Origin of the sequence: Mesorhizobium sp. CAU 1732, from assembly GCF_039888675.1 — a bacterium.
Lineage (GTDB): Bacteria > Pseudomonadota > Alphaproteobacteria > Rhizobiales > Rhizobiaceae > Aerobium.
Genome location: NZ_JBDQQR010000002.1, coordinates 801,173 through 820,070, shown reverse-complemented (window position 1 = coordinate 820,070; position 18,898 = coordinate 801,173). Strand labels below are relative to the sequence as shown.

Sequence of the window (18,898 nt, the reverse complement as noted above, 5' to 3'; positions counted from 1 at the left end):
CACAGGTTCAAATCCTGTCCCCGCAACCAAAACCTCCCAAGCTGAAATGCAGATACCACCGTCGGCAGGCAGGAAGCTTCGCTTCCCTGGCCGAGGTAGCTCCTCGTCCTGCGGACCATAACCCCAAGGCGCCGATGGACGCTTCAAATCCCGCCCCGAAACCATTTTTGTCATAACTACCAAACAATCACCATCCAGCCGATACAAACGCCGCCCACACGGGCGGCTTTTTGCGTTCAAACAGCCTGTAGGCACCAGCGGAGTGGCGCTTCGAAGACGGCTAAGTCTTGAGCGAATCCGTTCTGCGATCGCAGCGAGTTGCAAGAACAGGAGGGTAGGGCCGGCGCGATCTTTGCGAACGCGCAGGTGATAGAGCGTGGAGGATCGGCGACAGCGGGGCTGCTATCAAAGAGCGGAACAGGCGCAGTCCGCACGGACTGTGGCAGGACCGCGGCGGAAACTCCGGAAAGCCGGTTGAAACGTGCTTCCACGCCAGACACAGTTTTCATCGGCGTTCGAGAGTGCTGAGTGAGCGGACACAGATGGGCTCGCCACCGGATACCGGGACCATCATACCGAAGCCGTCGAACAGTTCCGCAACGTCGTCTTCGACAGGGAGCGCCCCAACCTTAATTCTCAAACTCCCTCTCAGCCCGACACCAAGCGCGCAAAGGCGCTTGGTCTCATGGAGCAAACGGGCGTATCTCCCTATCTGGCTGGAGACTTCGGGGCTGGATCGGGTTGGGCGAAGCATGTCGGCGCTGGGCGTGGTCAAAGCGTCGGAAAATACGCTTGGTTCATTGAAAACATCGCGTCAACCGTCGATGACAAACGGCTTCTCCTGATGCCGGAAGAAGTTTCTGACGATCGGGTCAAGGGCGCGGCTGTTGCTTTCATAGATTCCGCATTGCTCGATCGCCTGCCGTATCGGCGTCGCACCATGAATGCGCTTGATGATCACCTGGGACGCGAAGGGGCCGCGATGCGGATGCCAGCCGATGCCGAACGTCATGCCCGTCAGATAGTTCGACTGGTGCTGATGCACGGCGTAGAGAATGGTCTGGCCAAAACTGTCGATGACACCGCGGGCATATTCGATGATGAATATCCGGTCGCCCCTGAAAACGACGTGGCCTTCAAAACGCGAGCGCAGCGGCTTGTCGACGTTTGAATCGCGTGCGCGTCCGACATAGCGCGACCGCACGACGCCTTCTTCTTCCCTGATGTCGATGAAGCCGCACTGGACCTGGCCGATCCAGGATGGCGTCATGAAGAAATAGTGATAGGCGCCGATGTAGTTGCGCAGGATCGCCAGCTCGCCCGGATGCGGGCGCAACGCGTCCCCGAGCGGATGACGGCCGCCGGCCGCCGGCCGCTCGTCGAATAGCCGGCGAAGCTTGGTCGGATCTCCGAGCAACTGCGCCTCCGACACGGCAAAATGGATACAGATCCGGCGCAGATTGTGCGCCGATGGAACTGCCTGCCCTTTCAGATACCGTTCGAATTGCTGACGGTTGATGCCGATCTCACGGCAAATCGCCGACACCGATGCCCGGCTCGAGCAAAGGAGTTCAAGATTGGTCAGAAAATTCGAACTGTGGATGCGTTTTCGAGTGCTCATTTTATGCTGTTTTACGTGATCTTGCGTAAACTCACTTAAAAAAGCACAAGGCCGCGTAATTGGCAAACGGCCTGAAGCGGGTCATTGATATTGCATGATCAGTTCCACATGCAATCCGGTCTCGCTGGCGGCCGTCGTCGAAGACCCGGATATGGGCATAGTGCTTCCCGATGGAACGCGGTTGTCCGCACGCGTCTGGATGCCGCAGGATGCCACCGAACGCCGCGTGCCGGCCATCCTGGAGTTCCTGCCCTACCGCAAGCGCGACGGCACGGCTGCACGCGATCAGATAAACCATCCCTATTTCGCCTCCCACGGCTATGCCTGCCTGCGTGTCGACATGCGGGGGTGCGGCGACTCGGAAGGTCTTTTCGACGACGAATATTCCCCTCAGGAACTGCGTGACGCGCTCGACACCATCGCATGGATCGCCGATCAGGATTGGTGCTCCGGCCAGGTTGGCATGATGGGAATTTCGTGGGGCGGTTTCAACTCGCTCCAGGTTGCGGCGCTACGGCCCGAACCGCTCAAGGCGGTCGTGACCGTTTGCTCCAGCGTGGACCGTTACGCCGACGACATCCACTACAAGGGCGGCTGCATGCTCGGCGAAAACATCGGCTGGGCGGCGACGGCCACCTCGTGGTTTTCGATGCCGCCCGACCCGGAGATCGTCGGAGACGGATGGAAAGAGAGCTGGATCGCCCGGCTGGAAAACACGCCGTTCCTGGCGCGTAACTGGCTCACGCATCAGCATCGCGACGCGTATTGGCGCCATGGCTCGATCTGCGAAGACTATCCGGCGATCGATGCCGCCGTGCTCAGCGTCGGCGGCTGGCATGACGGATATCGCAACACGATATCGCATCTGGTGCGAAACCTGAGTTCTCCGGTCAAGGGCATCGTTGGCCCCTGGAATCACAAATACCCGCACCTCGCCGTGCCGGGACCGCAGATCGGCTTCCTTCAGGAGGCGCTGCGCTGGTGGGACCGCTGGCTGAAAAACATCGATACCGGCGTCGACAACGACCCGGCCTACACCGCCTGGTTGATGGACAGTGTTCATCCCGAAACGTCATTTGCGTATCGGCCGGGCCGATGGATCACAGAGGCCGAGTGGCCGTCGCTGCGCATCGAGGCGCGAACCATGTATCTCGGCTCAGGCACAATCGGCGACGCCCCTCCGCGCGCCTTCCGTCTGCATGTCCATCCGGCCACGGCTTGCGGCATGACTCAGGGCGAATATTTCCCCTTCGGTTTCGGCCCCGGGGAACTGCCGGACGACCAGAGAGCCGACGACGCTCTGTCGCTGTGCTTCGATTCGGCGGAGGCGACCGAGGCCACCGACATCGTCGGCGCGCCACGCATCAGGTTGAAAATCGCCTGCGACCGGCCTCGTGCGCAGATCGCCGTTCGGCTTTGCGATCTGCGGCCGGACGGAACCTCGGCATTGATCACGATGGGCTGCCTCAATCTCCGTCACCGCGCCAATCGCGAACACCCGCAGGATCTGGTGCCCGGCGAAGAGGTCGAGATCGACTTCGCGTTGGACGAAATCGCCTATCGCCTCCCGGAGGGACATCGTCTGCGTGTGGCTGTGTCGACGAGCCTGTGGCCCTTCATCTGGCCCGAAGCCGAGCCTGTCACCGCGACATTGTCCGCAGGCGAACTGGTCTTACCGGTGCGCCCGACCGCCGATGCGGACGAGCGCGCGTTTCCCGAACCCGCCGGCGCGCCCGCATTGCCGGTCGAAGTCGTGGGCGTCGCCGAGGGCGCAAAACGGGTCGAAACCGACATGACCACCGGCGAAACGCGCATCGTGATTTCGGGAACGGTGCCAAGGACGCGCGATCTGACGACCGATCTGGTGACCGGAAGTCAGATCCAGGAAATCTGGAGCATTCGCAGGAACGACCCCGCCAGCGCGCAGGTCAACATCGTCTGGGATCGCACGATGGGGCGCGGCGACTGGGAGACGCGCACCGTGGTGACCACGCGCATGTGGGCCGACATACAGAATTTCTACGTAACGCAGCGGCTGGAAGCCTTCGAGGGAGAACGGATGGTCTTCCACCGCGACTATCAGGACAGCGTGCCACGGGTCTGAACCGACCAAACGACAAACGAGGAAAAGCGCCATGACGACATTCCCCTTCGAACTGAACAGACGCCGCGTGCTCGGCGGTCTGGCAGCGGGAGCCGCAGGTCTGGCGTTGCCGGCTCACCGGGCGCTCGCCCAGGTAGAGGGCGACGGCGGTCGCCTGAGAGCCCGTCTTTATGCGGACATATCCAATCTGGACCCTGCATTCTGGACGTCTGCATCCGATGCACTGGTTATCGAGTGCCTCTTCGCCTTCTCAATGCAGTTCGAGACCGGCACCGAGAGTTTCGACACCGTTCCGCTGGCGTTCAAGCGTGTCGAGCAGATCGATGACACGCATGTCGAATTCGAGTTGAACGAAGGGATCGCCTATTCGGGCGACTATGGCGAGATGACCGCGGAGGATGCCAAGTTCTCGTGGGAGCGCATCGCCGACCCCGAGACGAAATCGCCCTATGCCGACGACTGGGCGCAACTCGATCATGTGGACGTGACCGGACGCTACACTGGAACCATCGTTCTCAAAGCGCCGTTCGCGCCGCTCTTCACCTCGACGCTGCCCGGTGTCAGCGGCGTCATCCTGCCTCGCGCGGCGATCGAAGCCGCCGGCGGGCGTTTTTCGACGGAGCCGCCCGTCTATTCCGGCCCCTACCGGATTCGCGAGTGGCAGCCACGCACGCGCCTCGTCCTGGAGCGCAATCCCGACTTCACGCTCTACGAGGTGGAATTCGACGAGATCGAACTGATCCCGATAGAGGACCCCAAGACCGCCGAATTGGGTTTCGAGGCCGGCGATCTGGATCACGCCCAGACCTCGATTTCTTCGATCGGCCGCTATCAGGGTTCACCGCCCCGCGACGCGAGTTTCGACCAGTTCACCGGACTGAACTACAACTGGCTCGGTATGAACGAGGAGAACGAAGTGTTCAAAGACCAGCGCGTTCGCCGCGCCATCCAGCACGGCATCTCCCGCGAAGCGGTGGTGGATGCCGCCTATCTCGGTTCGGCGAAGCCGTCCGCGGGGATCATTGCGCCGGGTCTCGTCGGCCACCGCGAGGCCAATCTCTACGATCACGATCCGGCGCGCGCGATCGAACTTCTCGCCGAAGCCGGCGTCAGCGGGCTGACCGTTTCGCTGGCCATCCAGCAGACCACGGAAGACCTCGCAGCCGCGCAGGTGATCCAGGCGCTGCTGGCCGAGATCGGCGTCACGGTCCGTATCGACCAGTATGAGAGCGGAACCTACTGGAGCCTGGGCGTCGAGGCGGCCGGCGACCAGTGGCGCGACCTCCAGCTCTTCCTGTTCAGCTTCACCATGCAGCCGGACCCGAGCTGGGCGACGGTCTGGTTCACGCCCGAACAGGTCGGCGTCTGGAACTGGCAGCGTTTCAACAATGAGGAGTTCGGCCGCTTGCATCGCGAGGCATCGGCCGAGATGGATCCGGTTCGTCGAGCGCCGATCTATGTGCGCATGCAGGAGATCATGGAGGAATCCGGCGATTTCGTCTTTCTCACCTTCGAGCCCGTCGCGACGCTGACGGCGCCTGGCATCCGCGCCGCGATGCGACCGGACGGGACGCCGATCCTGTCGCGGTTCGGTCGCGGATGACCCGCGTCGGATGATCGGCTACGCGCTCAAGAGGCTGGCGCTCTCCGCCGCGGTTGTCGCACTGGTCGTCGCGGCGCTGTTCGTGATGATCTATGCGGTGCCCGGCGATCCGGTGCGCGTGGCGCTGGGTCCGCGGGCAAGCGAGGCGCTGATCGCCGAACTGCGCGAGCGCATGGGGCTCGACAGTCCCATCTGGATGCAGATCGGTCTGTTCTACTGGTCGCTCTTTCAGGGCGATCTCGGCCGCGACGTCATTTCCGGCGAACCGGTCCTGCGCATCATCATGGCGCAGCTTCCCGATACGATGCGCCTGATTGCCGGGGCGATGGTGGTGGCGATCGTTCCCGGCGTCGCGCTCGGCGTCCTGTCGGCCACCCATCGCGGCAGCCTGCTCGATCGGCTGACCTCGCTCTTCTCCGTCTCGGTGATGGCGGTGCCGTCCTTCCTCATCGCGATCTATCTGCTGCTCGTCTTCTCGATCCAGCTTGGCTGGTTTCCGGCGATCGGCGCGGGACGCGGAGGCTTCGACACGCTGTGGCGCCTCGTCCTTCCTTCGCTCGCTCTCGGCCTCGCCTGGATCGGATACACCGCGCGCATCCTGCGTGCGTCCGTCCTGGAGGTCATGGGCGAGAGCCATGTCCGCACGGCGCGTGCCTTCGGCCTGTCGCAGCAGAAGATCATGTACGACTACGTGTTGCGCATCGCGATCCTGCCGACGATCACCATTCTGGGCATCGGCTTCGGCCAGATGCTGTCCGGGGCCGTCTTCGCGGAGATCGTGTTCGGCCGCCCGGGCATCGGCAAGCTGGTCTATGACGCGATCATCGCGCGGAACTACCCCATCATCACGGGCGCCGTGCTCGTCACGACCGTCTTCTTCGTGCTTGTAAACCTCGTCGCCGATCTCCTGATCGCGTGGCTCGACCCGAGGGTTCGACATGGCCTTTCAAGCTGACGTCGCGCCGCGGCGAAACGCGCGACGCCGAAACGCGTTCTTTCGCATGATCGCCGACCCGCTCGGCGCCCTCGGACTGACGATGGTCGTCGTGACGATACTCGCGGCGCTGCTCGCCGGGTTCACGCCACACGATCCCTCGGCGCTGAACCCGTTGTCGCGCTTCTCCGGTCCGTCCGCGCAGCATTGGCTGGGTACGGACAATCTTGGACGCGATCTTTTCACCCGCGTTCTCTATGGAGCGCGCATCGCCCTGGCGATCGCGATCGGATCGACCATCCTGGCACTGGTCTTCGGGGCGATCCTCGGACTTGCGGCGGGCTTCGGTCCGCGCTGGGTCGACAATCTGCTTCTCCTGATCCTCGATGCGATGAAGAGCGTGCCCACCGTCATGCTCGCTCTGGTTCTCGTCACCATCACGGGTCCCAGCCTGTGGGCGGTCGTCTTCGTGGTTGTCCTGGTCAACGGCCCCGCCTATGCCCGTGTCGTGCGCACGCAGACATTGTCGTTGCGAAACGCCGAGTTCATCGAGGCCGAGCGCGCGCTCGGCGCAGGCGGGCTGCGCATCGTCTTCATGCACGTTCTGCCCAACATCATCGGCCCGATCCTGATCCTCGCCGCGATGGACATTCCGATCGTTGTCGGAATCGAAGCGGGAATGAGCTTTCTCGGCCTCGGCGTTCGCCCGCCGACCCCGTCCTGGGGCACCATCTTGCATGACGGTTTCTCCTTCATCCGCGACAATGCCTGGATCGTCATTGCCGGCGGGCTTCCTATCGTCATCACGGCGCTCGGCTTCACCTTCGTCGGCGAGGCGTTGCGCGACACCTACGATCCCAGGCTGGCCGACCGATGATGCAGACAGCGCCAACGCTCGCGATCGACGGCCTCAGCATCGACTACGCAACACCTGCGGGTTCGCTCAAGGCGCTGCGCGACGTCAGCCTCGATATCGCGCGCGGAGAGATCGTCGGCCTGGTCGGCGAGTCCGGTTGTGGAAAATCCACACTGATGCAATCCGTGCTTCGTCTCTTGCCTGATGCGGCGCGCCCGCGCGGGGGTGCGATCCGCTTTATGGGCGAAGACCTCCTCGACATGCCGCCGCGCCGGATGCGTTCCATCCTCGGCGACCGCATCTCGGTCGTATTCCAGGACCCGATGCGCACGCTGAACCCGGTCCTGACGATCGGACGCCAGATGATCGACATCCAGTATCGTCGCCGCGAGCCGCAACGCGCCAAGCGCGCCCGCGCCGTGACCATGCTGCAACGCGTGCGCATCCCTGATCCCGAAACGCGCATCGACCAGTATCCCCACCAGCTTTCCGGAGGAATGCGCCAGCGCATCGCGATCGCCATGGCGTTGATGGCGGAACCCGACCTGCTGATCGCCGACGAACCGACCACGGCGCTCGACGCCACGCTGGAGATCGCAACCATAAACCTGCTGCGCGAGCTTCAGCAGGAGATCGGCTGCGCGATCCTGTTCATCACGCATCATCTGGGCGTCGTGGCGGAACTCTGCGACCGAATGGACATCATGTATGCCGGTGAACTCGTCGAAAGCGGGCCCACCGACGCCGTGTTCGGCAATCCGCGACATCCTTACACGCAGCTCCTTCTTGCGTGCGATCCCGCGCAGATCGCGGAGCAGACCAGACACCTCCCGTCCATCGGTGGCGGGTTGCCCAGCCTGATCGACCTGCCGGACGGCTGCGTGTTCGCGGACCGCTGCCCTCTTGTGCAGGGCATTTGCCGCCGCGAGCGGCCGGCTCCGCGCGCAGCCGGCGCGTCGGGACTGGTGCGCTGCCATTTTGCGGACGCACCGCCGCTCGAGGTCCAGTCATGAGCGCGCTCCTCGAAGTCCGCGACCTGACGGCCCGCTTTGCGACCGGTGGCCTGTTCGATCGGCTCGCGGGCCGATCGACACATATCGAAGGCGTTGCCGGTGTCGGTTTCGACCTCGCGGCGGGCCAGACCATGGCGCTGGTGGGCGAGTCCGGATCGGGAAAAACGACGCTGGCGCGCGCCGTTGCCGGGCTCGGCGGGAATGTGAGCGGATCCGTCTCGTTCGATGGCCGCGAGGTCGGCACGATGCACGGGAAGCAACTGAAAAGCCTGCGCCGCGACGTGGCGATGATCTTCCAGGATGCCGTGAACTCCTTGAGCCCCCGGTTCACGGTCCGCGGACTCATCGAGGAACCGTTCCGGATTCACGGCCAGCCACTGGCAGAAGGCGAGGTCGAGCGCCTTCTCAAGCTTGTCGGCCTGTCATCGGACTTCGCCGAGCGCCGGCCGCACGAACTGTCCGGGGGGCAGGCGCGTCGCGTCGGCATCGCGCGGGCGCTGGCGCTTGAACCGCGCCTGCTCATCGCCGACGAGCCGACGGCCGGACTGGACGTCTCGGTCCAGAGCGAGGTCCTGAATCTCGTCAACGACCTGCGGCAACGGCTCGGGCTCGCCTTCCTCATCATCACCCACAACCTCAACATCGTACGCCACGTGGCAGACCGCATGGCGATCATGTATCTCGGGCGGTTCGTGGAGATCGGGGATACGCAGCAGATCCTGAAAGCCCCGCGCCATCCCTACACGGCCGCGCTCCTCTCAGCCAATCCGATCATCGATCCGGCCGCGCGTGCGGGCCGCATCGAGCTGCAGGGCGAAATCCCCAGCCTGCGGGATCGTCCACGGGGGTGCGAGTTCCACGGACGCTGTCCTTTCGCGAGGGAGAGATGCCATCACGAGGCACCGGCTTTGCGCCAGGAGGAGGGGCGCCACGTCTCCTGCCACTATCCACTCGATCCCCCGGAGGCCCGCTCTTGATCATCGGCGAAGACCTGTGGGCGCGTGTCGCGCGACAACTCCCTTCCGAACTGGCTGCCAGAATGCGCAATCTGGCTGTCGAACCGCATTGGCTGGAGGGCGGCAGTCGCTTCTGGTATCGGCGTGACGGCAAGGACGGCTGCGAATACGTCCTCGTGACTGCGGCGACCGGCCGGAAAAGCCCGGCCTTCGACCACGATGCGCTGCGTCGGCTCCTGCCGGACGGTGTTGATTTCCAGAGCCTCGAAATCCTGTCGGTCGATGCGGACCACGTGACGGTCGCACAGAACGGGCGGGTCTGGACCTTCGATGGCCACCGGATCGAGGACCGGCCCGGTCGCGCCAGCGCCGTGAACGAGGCACGGTCGCCCGACGGCAGGTTCGCCATCGTCTGCCGGGAGGGCGATCTGTGGGTGCGCGCGCTGGATGGAAGCGGCGAATGTCGCCTCACACGAAGCGCCCAACCTCATTTCGAATGGGCCAAGTCTCCCGACCAGAGCCTCGAAACGCTGTATCTCGCCCGGCGTGGCATCGAGCTGCCGCCGATCGTGCTGTGGTCCCCGGATTCGAGAAAAATCTTCACCTACCAACTGGATGAAAGGCGCGTCCGGCGCGTGCCGCTGGTCCAGCATGTGCCCGAGGACGGAAGTCCGGCGCCGATATTGCACGAGCTGCGCAACGCCTATGCCGGCGACAGCGAGCTTCCCATGGCGCATCAGGCGATCATCGACGTCGTGGACGGTACGATCGTCTCCCATCGCGCGCCGCCCGTGCACGTCACCGAAACGAGTGGGATCGAGAAGCGCGAGGCGTGGTGGCGTTCGGACGGAAGCGAAGTCTTCTTTCTGGATCACGACCGCTTCGAGCGCGACATCACACTGGTCGGAATCGACGCGGCAACCGGTGAGGAGCGGCGGATCCTGTCGGAGACGTCGAACACCTTCGTCGACGTCAACGTCGCCTATGGAGCGATGCCGAACATCCGCATCCTCGACCGGTCTGACGAAATCGTATGGTTCTCGCAATGCGAGGGATGGGGGCATCTCTATCTGCACGACCTGTCGACGGGCGCGCGCAAGACGGCCATTACGAGCGGCCCGTGGCCGGTCTGCGACCTCTTGCACGTCGACACGGTGCGCCGACGGGCGATCTTCCTGGCAGGCAGCGACGAGGCCGGAGGCGATCCGTATCTGAGGCGCATCTGTTCGGCGTCGCTCGATGGCGGTGAAGTCCGGATCCTGACGCCGGAGGCGGTCGATCATTCGGCAACGATGCGCGCTGTGGGATGGCCCGATATCGTCGGGGAACAGGCGACGCTCGGCTCCGCGCCTGCCGCCGTTTCGCCTGACGGGCGCTATCTCGTGCACATGAGCGCCGGTTTCGACGATCTGGGTCGCAGCCTCTTGCGCAGCGTCGACGACGGAGCGCTCGTGGCCGAGTTGGAACACGGCGAGTGCGACGAGGAGCTGACGTTTCCCGAGCGCCTGTCCGCATATTCCGCCGACGGGAAGACGCGCATATTCGGCGTGCTTTGGCTGCCGGAGAATTTCGATCCGGCGAAGCGCTACCCCGTCGTGGACCTGGTCTATCCGGGTCCCCAATGCATCCAGGCGCCGCGTTCCGCCTTTCCGGTCGACGAACTCTCGAAGGTCGCCATCGCGCGGGCCATCACCGAACTGGGCATGGCCGTCGTGATGATCGACGGTCGCGGCACGCCGTACCGCTCGAAGGCGTTCCACGATCTGTGTCACGGCAATCTCGGCAATCCAGGATACCTCACCGACCATGTCGCCGCACTTCGCGAACTGGCCGCGGCGCGGCCTTACCTCGACCTGTCGCGCGTTGCCATCATGGGCCATTCCGCCGGCGGGCACGCAGCGGCAAGAGGCATCCTCGCGCACCCGGAAGTCTACAGAGTCGCCGTCGCCACCGCCGGCAGCCACGATCTGAGCGGCTATAATCGCTGCTGGCCGGAGAAATGGCAGGGGGAGTTGATCGTCAATGCGGACGGCAGCACGTCCTATGACGCGGCCGCCAACCGGCATTTGGCCCACAGGCTCGAAGGCGCCCTGCTTCTCGGCCACGGGGACATGGACGAGAACGTGCATCCCGCCCTCACGCTTCAGCTCGCGGCCGCGCTACAGGCCGCCGGAAAACACTTCGAACTGCTCCTGTCGCCGAACGACGACCATGCCACCCTGAAGACCAACCTTTCCGTCACCCGGCAGAAGTTCGAGTTTCTCGTCAAGCACCTGTGCGGCACAATCGAAGCACGCAAGGCCTGAAGCCGGCTGTCGCAAGTGCGAACGGCATCAATTTCGAAGCAGGCCGCCGGCTCGGTCAGGAACTCGCCTTCACGCATGGGATCGATCTCGGCAGGGGTCGTATTTCAGGTGCTGCAAAGCTGCTGTTCGTCCGGCACGGGCGTCCTGCGGACCGCGAACAGAACAGCACCCAGCCCGATGGCCGAGGTCGCCGCGCCCGCCAGCGCCACGGCGGGATAGCCAAGCCCGGACGCGATTACACCACCACCCAGAGCAGCGCCGATCGCATTGCCCAGGTTGAACGCGCCGATATTGACCGACGAGGCCAGATTGGGTGCGTCGGCTGCTGCCGACATGACCCGGACCTGAAGCGGCGGTACCAGCGCGAAGCTCGCCACACCCCAGAGGAAGATGATGATCGGGGTCGGCGCCGCAAAAGGCATCAACATCGCAAAGGCGATGAGGATCGCTGTCAGACCACCCAGCGTCACGATCAGCGTACGGTCGACCGATCGGTCGGCAAAGCGGCCGCCGAGCCAGTTGCCCACGGTCAGCCCCAGGCCATAGGTCACGAGCATCGCAGTTATGAAGCCGAGCGAAGCATGCGTCGCTTCGCGCAGGATAGGCGCGATATAGGTGAAGACGGTGAACATCGCGGTCGAACCGATGACGGTGAGCGCGAGCGCGCCCAGCACCTGTCCGCGCGTCAGCACGCGCAGTTCGGCGAGCGCGTTGCCGCCCTTCGGCGCGGGCAGCGTCGGCAACGTCAGTCGAAGCGCGGCCATGGTGGCGACGCCGAGCCCGGCAATGCCCCAGAAGGCCGTCCGCCAGCCGAGATGCTCGCCTGCCCAGGTCGCGATCGGCACGCCGACGACATTGGCGATGGTCAGCCCCATGAACATTGCCGCGACCGCGCCGGCCCTGCGCTCGGGCGGCACCAGACTGGCCGCCACGATCGATCCGACGCCAAAGAAGGCGCCGTGGTTGAGGGAGGTGACGATCCGCGCTGCCAGAAGCATGCCGTAGCCGGTCGAGATCGCCGCCAGCAGATTGCCGAGCGTGAAGATGCCGGCAAGCAGGATCAGCAGCGTGCGGCGCGGCACGCGGCCGGTGGTGAGCGTCATCAGCGGCGCGCCGATCATCACGCCCAGCGCATAGGCGCTGATCAGCAGCCCCGCGGCAGGGATGGAAACGCCGAGGTCGGTCGCGATGACCGGCAGCAGCCCCATCGGAGCGAATTCCGTCACGCCGATGCCGAAGGCGCCGACCGATAGGGCGATCAGCCCGGGATTAAGTTTCATGGCTGGAATTCCTTGTCGGGTCAGGGTCGGGTCAGACCATCGGCGGGTTGAGGCGGGCGAAGCCCTCCTGCTGCCGATAGGGTGTATGGGGATAGGGTGGCAGAAGGTCGCTGGCGTCATCGAGCGCGGCCATCTGCTCGGAGGAGAGCTTCCAGCCCACGGCTGCGAGGTTCTGGTGAAGCTGCTCCTCGTTGCGCGCGCCGATAATGACCGACGAGACGGTCGGGCGCTGGAGCAGCCAGTTGATCGCGATCTGCGGCACGGTCTTGCCCGTCTCCCGTGCGATGTCTTCCAGCGCATCGATCACCCGGTAGAGATGTTCCTCCGCGACAGGCGGGGCGAACTGTTCGGTCTCGTGAAGGCGGCTGCCTTCCGGGATCGGGCGGCCGCGCCCGATCCTGCCGGTTAGCCGGCCCCAACCGAGCGGGCTCCACACGAGCGCGCCCACTCCCTGATCGGCGGCGAGCGGCATCAGCTCCGCCTCATAGGCGCGACCGATCAGTGAGTAATAGACCTGATGCGCGACAAGGCGCGGTAAGCCCTGCCGATCTGCGACCGCCTGTGCCTTCATGATCTGCCAGCCGGGATAGTTGGAAACGCCGGCATAGCGAAGCTTGCCCGCCGCGATCAGCAGGTCGAGCGTGCCCATCAGTTCCTCCACGGGGGTGGATGCATCGAATGCGTGGAGCTGGAGCAGATCGATGTGATCGGTGCCCAGCCGTCGCAGCGCTTCCTCAACCGCGCGGATCAGCCGCGCGCGCGATACGCCCCAGTCCAGCGGACCGTCACCCATCGGCAGGCCGGTCTTGGTCGAAATGAGCACCGCGTCACGCCGACCCTTGATGGCCTCGCCCAACACCTCCTCGGACGCGCCGTTCGAATAGACGTCGGCGGTGTCGAACAGCGTGACGCCTGCGTCCAGGCAGATGTCGATCAGCCGCCGCGCCTCGGCGGCGTCGCTCTGTCCCCAGGCGCTGAACAGCGGTCCCTTGCCGCCGAAGGTGCCGGTGCCGAAACTCAGCGCCGGCACCCGCAGGCCGGACGCCCCCAATTGCCTATACTCCATGGTCTACCTTTCCGGTTGCGATGCAGACGCATAGATGGACGCTGGAGCTGCCGGAGAATAGCGTCTCGCGAAACGAAGGATTTTTGTCATGCACGCAAAAGCGATGGACGGGGTGGATCGTGCGCGCGCCCTGGAGATATTCATGGCGGTGGTGGACCTCGGCAGCTTCTCGGCCGCCGGCCGCCAGCTCGACCTCACCCCCTCCGCGGTCAGCCGGACGATCGACCGGATCGAGACACGACTCGGCGTACGGTTGTTGCTGCGCTCGACGCGCGCGCTGATCCTGACGGCGGAGGGACGCTCCTATCTCCAGGCCGCGCGACGCATCCTGGCTGACCTGAATGACGCCGAGCAGCAGATCGCCGACCAGGGAGCGCCGCGCGGACGGCTCCGGGTCAGCGCGGCGCAATCGCACGGCCGTCTATGCGTAGTGCCTTTGCTCGGCGAATTCGTGCGGCTTTACCCACATATCCTCGTCGATATCGCCCTGACGGACACGCTGGTCGACGTGGCGGGCGGCCAGGCGGATGTGGCGATCCGCTTCGGGCCGCTCGCCGACAGCGGGCTCATGGCGCGCAGGCTGGGCGAGACACGCCGCGTGATCGTTGCCTCGCCGGACTATCTGGCGCGCGCCGGCACGCCGCGTGTGCCGGAGGACCTTCACCATCACAACTGCCTCAACTTCAATTTCCGCCGTGTGGAGCCGATCTGGCCGTTTCGCCGCGACGGAGAGGATTTTGCGCTGTCGGTGAAGGGCACGATCGAGGCGAACAATGGCGAGACCCTGGGTGAACTCGCCGCGCAGGGCGTCGGGATCACCCGCGTTGGCAGGTTCGGCGTCGTGCCCGAGATCGAAAACGGCCGACTCGTCCCGCTGCTTGAGGACTATAATCCGGGCGATGTCGAGCATATCCATGCCGTCTTTGTCGGCGGCGGCAACATCCCGGCCCGCGTTCGCGTCTTCGTGGATTTCCTGGTCGACAATCTGCGCTGAGGCCATCCGTGTTGCGCCCTCATGTCGGTCGTTGAGGAGCGAACGCCATCTCCCGGAGAGTTGACGTTCGGCTGCCCGCAGGACGAATTCGCGTGGATACAAGAAGGCTCTTTGGTGCGCCGCCGCGCCGCCGCGCCGATACTACAGATCTTCGTCGAAGCCGGGCCGTAGCTGCGTGACGCTTCGCAACGGCCCGATCTAATGCGTGAAACAGGTGGGGCGACGCGGGTGCCTATGCGCCATCCTGAGCATAGGCTGGGTCAGTTGCGCCAGCCGCGCCGAATGCGCTGCGCCCATCAATCTTCATAGTTTCGTTTTGCAACGGATTTCCGCCGCTATCGCCTGTGGTCAAAACTGCCAGCCAGCGGGAACCCACGCGTAGCCGGTATCGGTGCGCAGGATCCGGCCGAGACCGGGAAAGGGATAGTGGAAGCCGAGGACCAACATCCGGTCGCTGGCTGCCTGGTCGAAGATGCGTCGACGCGACGCTGCAGCCGTTTCCTGGTCGCGATCCGGACCCGGTCGCCATGGCCGGTCGATGTTGACGACCGGATGGTAGGCGAGGTCGGCGGTCAGGAGAAGCTGGTCGTTGCCGGAGTGGACGAGGAACGTCGCCATTCCCGGTGTGTGACCGGCGGCGGCGATCGTAGACAGACCCGGCATGATTTCATCGCCCGCCTCGTAGAATTCGATGTCGTTCGTGACAGGCTCCAAGCTCTCCTTGATATTGGCCGCGAAATGTCGCCGAAACTCCTCCGGCACCGGCATGTAGGAGAGGTCCGGCTCGCCCTCGACGAAAAACGCCCAATCCGCGCGCGGCACCATGACAGTCGCGCGCGGGAAGGCACGGCCGCCATCAGCATGACGCAGATTGCCGACATGGTCGGGATGGGTATGCGATATCACGATCGTGTCGATATCGTCGGCAGACAGACCCATCGCAGCGAGATTTTCGAACAGGCGCCCGCCGTTCGGTCCCATCGTTCCACCCGCACCGGCCTCAAGCAGAATGCGGCGCCCGCCGATTTCCAGAAGCAGGGTGTTGAGGTTCAACGTCATGTGGTCCGTCGGCAGGAATGCGCGCCGCAGAACCTCCTCCAGTTCGGCCTCGGGCGCATCACCGGCATAGACGTTCGGCGGCCCTCCTATCAGCCCGTCGCTGAGCACCGTCGCGGCGATATCGCCGACTTGGAAGCGGTAGTGGCCGGCATTGCCTACGAGCGCGGCGGGAGACGGCGCGCCGACCTGCGCGAAAGCCGCGCCGGAATGGCTCAAGCCAAAAATTGTCCCGGTCGCGCCCGCGAGCGCGGTTAGCATGATTTTACGTCGGTTGATCGTCAGCATGATGTTCCTTCCTGAGCATCGATGGCCGGTGTTACGGAGACCGGCCATTCCAGCGGCATGGTGACGCCGTCACGTCGTTTTGATAAGACGACCAAAAGCGATCAGGTTGATCGCGTGGAGCGACCAATCGTGACGGTACGGCTCGATCATCTGGAGGTCTTCGCGCTCGTCGTGCGCACGGGGGGCTTCCGTGCGGCCGCAGCCGAGCGCCGGGTCTCCTCCTCCGTCATCAGCCAGACGATCCGCGCGCTCGAGCAGGGTCTCGGTCTGCGGCTTCTCAACCGCACGACGCGCAGCATGGCCCTCACGGAAGCGGGCGAGCGCCTCCTGGAGCGGCTGCGCCCGGCTCTCGACGACATCCGTTCCGCGCTCGTCGACCTTGACCGCTTGCGTGAGGAGCCGTCCGGCACGTTGCGGATCAACGCACCGGGACCGGCGGTGGACCATATCCTGTGTCCACTCGCTTTCGCCTTCATGAATGCTCATCCGGCTGTGAAGGTCGAACTGGTCAGCGACGCGGCGATCGTTGACATCGTAGAGCAGGGCTTCGATGCAGGCGTCCGCTTCGGACAGCAGTTGCAGCAGGATATGATCGCGGTGCCCCTGGGCCGGCCCTTGCGATACGCGATCGTCGCCTCCCCAAATTATCTGCGCACGCGTGGGCGGCCGCACGTACCGTCAGATCTTATCGGCCACGACTGTATCCGCCGCCGCTATCCCGGCGGTTCGCTTGCGGCATGGGCGTTCGAGAAAGGGAGCGAGAGCCTCGAGATCACGCCCGATGGCCGACTGACCTTGAGTTCGGCGCATCAGGAACTTCAGGCCGCGATCGCTGGACAAGGCATCGCGCATGTATTCGAAGACTATGCGCGTACGCACATCGCGGACGGCTCGCTCGACGAGGTGCTGGCCGACTGGAGTCCGCGGCTGCCCAGTTGGTTCCTATACTACCCCAACAAGCGGCATTCGAGCGCAGCGATGCGGGCCTTCATCGACTTTGTCCGCCAGTCGTCTCGATAGGAATAGGATTTTCGATCGAAAGCCGGAACGAGGTCGGTTCTGCCGTAATTCGCGCGGGCTCCTGCCATTCATTGTTCGCACGCAGCAAGCTCGACGCGCCGCAGCCTGTAGACGGCTGCGGGTGGTATGTTGGCAAATGTTCCACCTATGCGCTCGGCTTTCAGACCAAGGCGATCGAGTACAACGCGCGGAACGGGACAGCGCGGTCCGTAGGTGAACTGATAGAAGGCACCGGTTGGTGCCAGCTTGCCGAAAGCAGCCCGCAAGATCGCCTCGACCTGCGGCTTCGGCATGGACAAAAGCGGAAGGCCGCTCACGACGGCGCCTGCCGGCCTCCCATCGAAAAGCTTCACGGTGTCGAGAGCAGCCGCGTCCATGCACAGCGTATTGGCTTTGGGAAAGCTCGAAGAGAGGGCGCGGGCGAAGGATTCGCCGTACTCGACAAGAGCGAGGTCGTTCTCATCCACGCCACGAGCGAGCATGGCGCGCGTGAAGGGGCCAGTACCCGGCCCAAGCTCGATCACCGGACCGGTCGAGGCGGAAATCTCGCTTGTCATAAGCCGGGCGAGCGCGCGGCTGGACGGTGCGACCGCCGCAACCTTGAGGGGCGAGCCGAGCCACGCGCGGGCGAATCGAAGCCTCTCGGCGGATGAGTTCGGGGGTACCGGCGTCACTGTGATGTCGGCCTCTGAAGCGATTGGAGCTTTGCTCGATCGCCTATCGGCAAAAGTGGAGACGAAAAGGCCGCAGGCGTTCAATGCCGCGATGCCCGCGACAAGAGTTCCAAACGTATCCATCTTCAAACCGCCGTAAGCAGATTGCGCACATTTGGCGACGCTTCGTCGAATTTCACGCCGCTGAGTTCTTCGGATACGTCCCACAGGCGGCTCGCGACTTGTTGTTCAAAGGCTGCCGGCGGCACCTTCGCTTCTCCCGGATAGCCGCGTAGTTCTCCCAGCCCCGTCGGTCCGTAATAGGCGGATGCTTGCGCGTCCGGCGAGGTTGCGGCGTAAAGGGTTGGAAGAGCACCTTGCGCCACCGGCTGGAACAGGAACCAGAGCGCGGACCGGGTGAGACCTTGTAGGCTGTTGCGGCCCGGCGCGTTGTGCAGAAGATTGGTTCGGGAGATGCCCGGATGGGCGGCGATGCTCGTCAGTCCCCAGTCGGCGTTGTCGCTTCGACGCTGGAGTTCGAAGGCGAACATCAGGCAAGCGAGCTTGGATTGGCTGTAAACTGGCATGGGCTTGTAGGTTCGCTCGGCCTGAAGATCGTCGAAATCGATGCGCCCACTGCGTGCCGCGATGCTTGAAAGCGTCACGACGCGCGATACGCTCGACCGGCGCAGCAACGGAAGCAGATGGGCCGTCAGCGCGAAGTGGGCAAGATAGTTGACGCCGAACTGAAGTTCGAAGCCATCTTTGGTCATCCTGCGGTCTGGTGGGGTCATGACGCCGGCATTGTTGATCAGGACGTCGATGCTGTCCCGGTCCGCAGCAAGGCGACTGCCGAAGGCCTCCACAGACGAAAGGTCCGCCAGATCGACCTCCTCGAAACTGATCTTGGCGTGCCTGTAAGTCGATTTGACGTGCTCGACCGCGGCTGCTCCCTTTTTCGGGTCGCGCCCGGCAATGATCACGTCACCGCCTGCCAAAGCGAGTGCGAGGGCATCCTCGAAGCCAAGGCCACCCGTGCCGGTAACGACGAAAGTGCGTCCGCGCTGCGAGGGGATGTTGTCTGTCGTCCAGCGTTTCGTCATAGCGAGTTCCTTTGTGGCGGCACCTGTTTGGCTAAGCCGCGTTCT

Annotated in this window: 15 protein-coding genes; 9 read left to right on the top strand and 6 right to left on the bottom strand. The window is 64.2% G+C overall.

Features of this window, described 5'->3' with window-relative positions; translation table 11 throughout:
- Positions 1 to 814: 814 nt before the first annotated feature.
- Positions 815 to 1,621 (bottom strand): helix-turn-helix transcriptional regulator, encoded by an 807-nt coding sequence (locus AAFN55_RS21620; protein ID WP_347801034.1) that lies wholly within the window; start codon positions 1,619 to 1,621, stop codon positions 815 to 817.
- 94 nt (positions 1,622 to 1,715) lie between these two features.
- Between AAFN55_RS21620 and AAFN55_RS21615 the strand changes: the two genes are divergently transcribed.
- Genes AAFN55_RS21615 through AAFN55_RS21585 form a run of 7 tightly spaced genes read left to right on the top strand, consistent with a single transcriptional unit; the run spans position 1,716 to position 11,393 of the window.
- The gene (locus AAFN55_RS21615; protein ID WP_347801033.1) at positions 1,716 to 3,725 is read left to right on the top strand and encodes a CocE/NonD family hydrolase; all 2,010 of its coding nucleotides are present in this window, start codon (positions 1,716 to 1,718) and stop codon (positions 3,723 to 3,725) included.
- 31 nt (positions 3,726 to 3,756) lie between these two features.
- Positions 3,757 to 5,328 carry an ABC transporter substrate-binding protein gene (locus AAFN55_RS21610; RefSeq protein WP_347801032.1) on the top strand — a complete coding sequence of 524 codons (1,572 nt, stop codon included), beginning with the start codon at positions 3,757 to 3,759 and terminating at the stop codon, positions 5,326 to 5,328.
- A gap of 10 nt (positions 5,329 to 5,338) precedes the next feature.
- Positions 5,339 to 6,283, top strand: coding sequence for an ABC transporter permease (locus AAFN55_RS21605; RefSeq protein ID WP_347801031.1), 945 nt, complete (start codon positions 5,339 to 5,341; stop codon positions 6,281 to 6,283).
- Positions 6,267 to 7,139, top strand: a complete 873-nt coding sequence (locus tag AAFN55_RS21600) for an ABC transporter permease (protein ID WP_347801030.1) — start codon at positions 6,267 to 6,269, stop codon at positions 7,137 to 7,139. Before AAFN55_RS21605 ends, AAFN55_RS21600 begins: the two co-directional genes overlap by 17 nt.
- Positions 7,139 to 8,131: an ABC transporter ATP-binding protein gene (locus AAFN55_RS21595; protein WP_347801029.1), complete on the top strand. Its 993-nt coding sequence runs from the start codon at positions 7,139 to 7,141 to the stop codon at positions 8,129 to 8,131. Before AAFN55_RS21600 ends, AAFN55_RS21595 begins: the two co-directional genes overlap by 1 nt.
- Entirely contained in the window at positions 8,128 to 9,108 is a 981-nt protein-coding gene (locus AAFN55_RS21590; RefSeq protein ID WP_347801028.1) for an ABC transporter ATP-binding protein, read from the top strand. Before AAFN55_RS21595 ends, AAFN55_RS21590 begins: the two co-directional genes overlap by 4 nt.
- On the top strand, positions 9,105 to 11,393 hold the full coding sequence (locus AAFN55_RS21585; RefSeq protein ID WP_347801027.1) for a prolyl oligopeptidase family serine peptidase: 2,289 nt from the start codon (positions 9,105 to 9,107) through the stop codon (positions 11,391 to 11,393). The genes AAFN55_RS21590 and AAFN55_RS21585 overlap by 4 nt, the downstream gene beginning before the upstream one ends.
- Before the next feature lie 104 nt (positions 11,394 to 11,497).
- On the opposite strand, the gene AAFN55_RS21580 is transcribed toward AAFN55_RS21585, so the two are convergent.
- On the bottom strand, positions 11,498 to 12,673 hold the full coding sequence (locus tag AAFN55_RS21580) for an MFS transporter (RefSeq protein WP_347801026.1): 1,176 nt from the start codon (positions 12,671 to 12,673) through the stop codon (positions 11,498 to 11,500).
- A 31-nt stretch (positions 12,674 to 12,704) separates the two neighbouring features.
- Positions 12,705 to 13,739: an aldo/keto reductase gene (locus AAFN55_RS21575; RefSeq protein WP_347801025.1), complete on the bottom strand. Its 1,035-nt coding sequence runs from the start codon at positions 13,737 to 13,739 to the stop codon at positions 12,705 to 12,707.
- An 88-nt stretch (positions 13,740 to 13,827) separates the two neighbouring features.
- Here AAFN55_RS21575 and AAFN55_RS21570 point away from each other — a divergent pair, with 88 nt between their 5' ends.
- Complete coding sequence (locus AAFN55_RS21570; protein ID WP_347801024.1) at positions 13,828 to 14,733, top strand: LysR family transcriptional regulator; 906 nt, start codon at positions 13,828 to 13,830, stop codon at positions 14,731 to 14,733.
- Positions 14,734 to 15,081: 348 nt separating this feature from the next.
- Here AAFN55_RS21570 and AAFN55_RS21565 read toward each other — a convergent pair whose 3' ends face one another.
- Positions 15,082 to 16,050, bottom strand: coding sequence for an MBL fold metallo-hydrolase (locus tag AAFN55_RS21565; RefSeq protein ID WP_347801069.1), 969 nt, complete (start codon positions 16,048 to 16,050; stop codon positions 15,082 to 15,084).
- Positions 16,051 to 16,137: 87 nt separating this feature from the next.
- On the opposite strand from AAFN55_RS21565, the gene AAFN55_RS21560 reads away from it, so the two are divergent.
- Positions 16,138 to 17,097 (top strand): LysR family transcriptional regulator, encoded by a 960-nt coding sequence (locus AAFN55_RS21560; protein ID WP_347801068.1) that lies wholly within the window; start codon positions 16,138 to 16,140, stop codon positions 17,095 to 17,097.
- A 68-nt stretch (positions 17,098 to 17,165) separates the two neighbouring features.
- Here AAFN55_RS21560 and AAFN55_RS21555 read toward each other — a convergent pair whose 3' ends face one another.
- A complete protein-coding gene (locus tag AAFN55_RS21555; protein WP_347801023.1) occupies positions 17,166 to 17,771 on the bottom strand; it encodes a phospholipid methyltransferase in 606 nt (201 codons plus the stop codon).
- A 125-nt stretch (positions 17,772 to 17,896) separates the two neighbouring features.
- Positions 17,897 to 18,853, bottom strand: coding sequence for an SDR family oxidoreductase (locus AAFN55_RS21550; RefSeq protein WP_347801022.1), 957 nt, complete (start codon positions 18,851 to 18,853; stop codon positions 17,897 to 17,899).
- Between the last annotated feature and the right edge of the window lie 45 nt (positions 18,854 to 18,898).

What these genes read in the sequence shown, in the direction of transcription:
- AAFN55_RS21590 (WP_347801028.1), top strand. Translation starts at nt 8,128, where the DNA reads ATGAGCGCGCTCCTCGAAGTCCGCGACCTGACGGCCCGCTTTGCGACC.
- AAFN55_RS21570 (WP_347801024.1), top strand. Translation starts at nt 13,828, where the DNA reads ATGCACGCAAAAGCGATGGACGGGGTGGATCGTGCGCGCGCCCTGGAG.
- AAFN55_RS21620 (WP_347801034.1), bottom strand. Translation starts at nt 1,621, where the DNA reads ATGAGCACTCGAAAACGCATCCACAGTTCGAATTTTCTGACCAATCTT.
- AAFN55_RS21580 (WP_347801026.1), bottom strand. Translation starts at nt 12,673, where the DNA reads ATGAAACTTAATCCCGGGCTGATCGCCCTATCGGTCGGCGCCTTCGGC.
- AAFN55_RS21550 (WP_347801022.1), bottom strand. Translation starts at nt 18,853, where the DNA reads ATGACGAAACGCTGGACGACAGACAACATCCCCTCGCAGCGCGGACGC.
- AAFN55_RS21565 (WP_347801069.1), bottom strand. Translation starts at nt 16,050, where the DNA reads ATGCTAACCGCGCTCGCGGGCGCGACCGGGACAATTTTTGGCTTGAGC.
- AAFN55_RS21615 (WP_347801033.1), top strand. Translation starts at nt 1,716, where the DNA reads ATGATCAGTTCCACATGCAATCCGGTCTCGCTGGCGGCCGTCGTCGAA.
- AAFN55_RS21575 (WP_347801025.1), bottom strand. Translation starts at nt 13,739, where the DNA reads ATGGAGTATAGGCAATTGGGGGCGTCCGGCCTGCGGGTGCCGGCGCTG.
- AAFN55_RS21600 (WP_347801030.1), top strand. Translation starts at nt 6,267, where the DNA reads ATGGCCTTTCAAGCTGACGTCGCGCCGCGGCGAAACGCGCGACGCCGA.
- AAFN55_RS21605 (WP_347801031.1), top strand. Translation starts at nt 5,339, where the DNA reads ATGATCGGCTACGCGCTCAAGAGGCTGGCGCTCTCCGCCGCGGTTGTC.
- AAFN55_RS21595 (WP_347801029.1), top strand. Translation starts at nt 7,139, where the DNA reads ATGCAGACAGCGCCAACGCTCGCGATCGACGGCCTCAGCATCGACTAC.
- AAFN55_RS21610 (WP_347801032.1), top strand. Translation starts at nt 3,757, where the DNA reads ATGACGACATTCCCCTTCGAACTGAACAGACGCCGCGTGCTCGGCGGT.